Genomic DNA, 3,178 nt, shown 5'->3' on the forward strand with positions numbered 1-3,178 from the left:
GTCACAGTAGTGTGACACGGGGGTCGGCGGGGCGTCAAGGTGCGGCTCTCGACGGTCGCCCGCCCGTGCCTCGGCACCCTGCCACCGCCCGTGCGGGGTCACTTTCGCACCGGAGAGCGCCGTTTCGGGTGCGTTTTCGACCCCGCACGCCGCAGGCAAGGTGAGCGCGCGGGGTCAGAAGGTGAGCGTCAGCGCCGACTCAGCTGCCGAGCGCGGCCGACACCACGGCGCGGGCCTCGGCCTGCACCTCGGCGAGGTGCTCGGGGCCGCGCAGGCTCTCGGCGTACAGCTTGTAGACGTCTTCGGTGCCCGACGGGCGGGCGGCGAACCAGGCGTGCTCGGTCTGCACCTTGAGGCCGCCGATCGCGGCGCCGTTCCCGGGAGCGTGCGATAGCTTGGCCGTGATCTCCTCACCCGCGAGGGTGGTCGCCGAGACGGCATCCGGAGCCAGCTTGCCGAGCGTCGCCTTCTGCGCGGGCGTGGCCGGTGCGTCGACGCGCTGGTAGGCCGAGGCGCCGAACGCCTCTTCCAACTCGGCGTACCGCTCCGACGGGCTCTTGCCGGTCACGGCGATGATCTCGGCCGCGAGCAGGCACAGCAGGATGCCGTCCTTGTCGGTCGACCAGACCGTGCCGTCCTTGCGCAGGAAGGATGCTCCGGCCGACTCTTCGCCGCCGAACGCCACCGAGCCGTCGAGCAGACCCGGCACGAACCACTTGAATCCGACGGGCACTTCGAGCAGGCGGCGTCCGAGCGACTCGGCGACGCGGTCGATGATCATCGACGACACGAGCGTCTTGCCGATCGCGGCGTCGCGCGGCCACTCGGCGCGGTGCGAGAACAGGTAGTCGATCGCGACCGCGAGGTAGTGGTTCGGGTTCATCAGCCCGGCGTCGGGGGTGACGATGCCGTGGCGGTCGGCGTCCGCATCGTTGCCCGTGAGCACGTCGAAGTCGCCCTTCTTGGCGACCAGCGAGGCCATGGCCGAGGGGGACGACGGATCCATACGGATCTTCTCGTCCCAGTCGAGCGTCATGAAGCGCCAGGTCGGATCGACCTCGGGGTTCACGACGGTCAGGTCGAGGTCGTAGACCTCCTTGATGAGCGCCCAGTACTCGACGGATGCTCCGCCGAGCGGATCTGCGCCGATGCGCACGCCTGCCTCGCGGATCGCGTCGATGTCGATGATGGTCGCGAGGTCGCGCACGTAGGCGTCACGGAAGTCGTAGCCGGGGATGGCGTCCCAGTCGACGTCGGCGAAGCGCTCGCGCTTCACATCGACCAGGCCGGCGGCGATCAGCTCGTTCGCACGGTCGGCGATCCAGCCGGTCGCGTCGGTGTCGGCCGGTCCGCCGTGCGGAGGGTTGTACTTGAAGCCGCCGTCGCGCGGCGGGTTGTGCGACGGGGTGACGACGATGCCGTCGGCGCGGCCGGGAGCATCCGGTGCGAGGTCGCGGTTGTAGGTGAGGATCGCGTGACTGAGCGCGGGCGTCGGCACCCACGCATCGCGCGCGTCGACACGGACGTCGACGCCGTTCGCGACGAGAACCTCGATCGCGCTGCGCTCCGCCGGCAGCGACAGGGCATGGGTGTCGCGACCGAGGAACAGCGGGCCGGTGATGCCCTGGCCCGCCCGGTAGTCGACGATCGCCTGGGTGGTGGCCAGGATGTGGTTCTCGTTGAAGCTGTTCGAGAGTGAGGAGCCTCGATGGCCGCTCGTGCCGAAGGCGACGCGCTCGGCGGCGACGTCGGGGTTCGGGACGCGATCGTAGTAGGCGGCGATCAGCTCGTCGACATCGATCAGATCGGATTCTTCGGCGGGAAGGCCGGCGCGGCTGGTCATGCACACAGTCTGCCCCCATCTCGGCATCCGCGCATCTTCTGTCCCCAGCCGGTGCCCTAAGGTGAAACGCGTGACTGAACGCCGCACCTACAGCTATCTCGGCCCCGCCGGCACGTTCACCGAGGCGGCGCTCGATCAGGTCGCCGACGCGCGCGGTCAGGACCGACGTGCGGTGCACAACGTCGGCGAGGCGCTCGCCGACGTGCTCGAAGGGCGCAGCGACGCCGCGATGATCGCGATCGAGAACTCGATCGAGGGCGGTGTCTCGACCACGCAGGATGCTCTGGCCACTCTGCCGGGCCTGCGCATCATCGGCGAATACCTGGTGCCCGTGAACTTCGTGCTCGTGGCGCCGCGCGGCACGACGCTCGCAGACGTCAAGGTCATCGCCGCGCATCCCGTGGCGTACGGGCAGTGCCACGGCTGGCTCGGCGCGAACCTGCCGACCCACTCGCACGTGCCCGCGGCCAGCAACGTCGCCTCGGCGGTCGGCATGCTCGACGGCTCGCTTCCCGCACAGGCGGCCATCGCCGCACCCGGCGTCGTGGCGCACCTCGATGTCGATGTGCTGGCCGAGGGGATCGGTGACAACGCCCAGGCCGTCACACGCTTCGTGCTCGTCACTCGCACCACCACGGCCCCTGCCCCGACCGGCGCCGACAAGACCTCGCTGATCGTCGAGCTGCCGAACGACCACCCGGGATCGCTGCTCGAGATGCTCGAGCAGTTCTCGACCCGCGGCATCAACCTGTCGCTCATCCAGTCGCGTCCGATCGGCGACGAGCTCGGCCGCTACCGCTTCGTGATCGACGCCGACGGGCACATCGAGCACGAGCGCATGGCCGACGCCCTGCTCGGCATCCGCCGGTTCAGCCCGCGCGTGGTCTTCCTCGGGTCGTACCCGCGGGCCGACCGTCAGATCGTGCAGTACCCGGACCGGTACGACGACGAGGTGTTCGTCGAGGCGCGCGATTGGCTGCGCGGCATCCTCTCGGGCGAGCCCGAGGCCTGACCCGCGCGGCAGACCGACGCTCTCCGGCTCACACTGCGCTGACCTGCACCAGCGCCCGTTTGAACTCGGGCATCGCCGAGTGCGGGTCGACGCGATCGCTCGTGAGCAGGTTCGCGCTCTCGGCATCGGGGTAGTGGAAGGGCAGGAACACGGTGTCCGGACGGATGTCGTGGGTCAGCTCCGCGCGCGCCCGCACGGTCCCGCGGGAGTTCGACAGGCGGATGCCGTCGCCGTCGGCGATGCCGTGGCGCCGGGCCGTGCTCGGATGCAGCTGCGCGACGAGCGCCGGCCGCTTCTCGGTCAGCTCGGGGATACGGCGCGTC

Annotated in this window: 3 protein-coding genes; 1 reads left to right on the forward strand and 2 read right to left on the reverse strand. The window is 70.2% G+C overall.

Annotated features, from left to right (window positions below; translation table 11 throughout):
- Positions 1 to 199 precede the first annotated feature (199 nt).
- The gene (gene pgm / locus RTM68_RS17900) at positions 200 to 1,843 is read right to left on the reverse strand and encodes a phosphoglucomutase (alpha-D-glucose-1,6-bisphosphate-dependent) (RefSeq protein WP_312173584.1); all 1,644 of its coding nucleotides are present in this window, start codon (positions 1,841 to 1,843) and stop codon (positions 200 to 202) included.
- A gap of 61 nt (positions 1,844 to 1,904) precedes the next feature.
- Between pgm and pheA the strand changes: the two genes are divergently transcribed.
- Positions 1,905 to 2,855, forward strand: coding sequence for a prephenate dehydratase (gene pheA / locus RTM68_RS17905; protein WP_312173586.1), 951 nt, complete (start codon positions 1,905 to 1,907; stop codon positions 2,853 to 2,855).
- Positions 2,856 to 2,883: 28 nt separating this feature from the next.
- Here pheA and RTM68_RS17910 read toward each other — a convergent pair.
- Positions 2,884 to 3,178 (reverse strand): molybdopterin dinucleotide binding domain-containing protein (locus tag RTM68_RS17910; protein ID WP_312173588.1); only part of this gene is annotated, 295 nt, incomplete at its 5' end.

Source organism: Microbacterium sp. (assembly GCF_031988965.1).
In the GTDB taxonomy this organism is placed as follows: Bacteria; Actinomycetota; Actinomycetes; order Actinomycetales; family Microbacteriaceae; genus Microbacterium.

Excerpts from the sequence above, each read along its gene's own strand:
- pgm (WP_312173584.1), bottom strand. The coding sequence starts at position 1,843 with ATGACCAGCCGCGCCGGCCTTCCCGCCGAAGAATCCGATCTGATCGAT.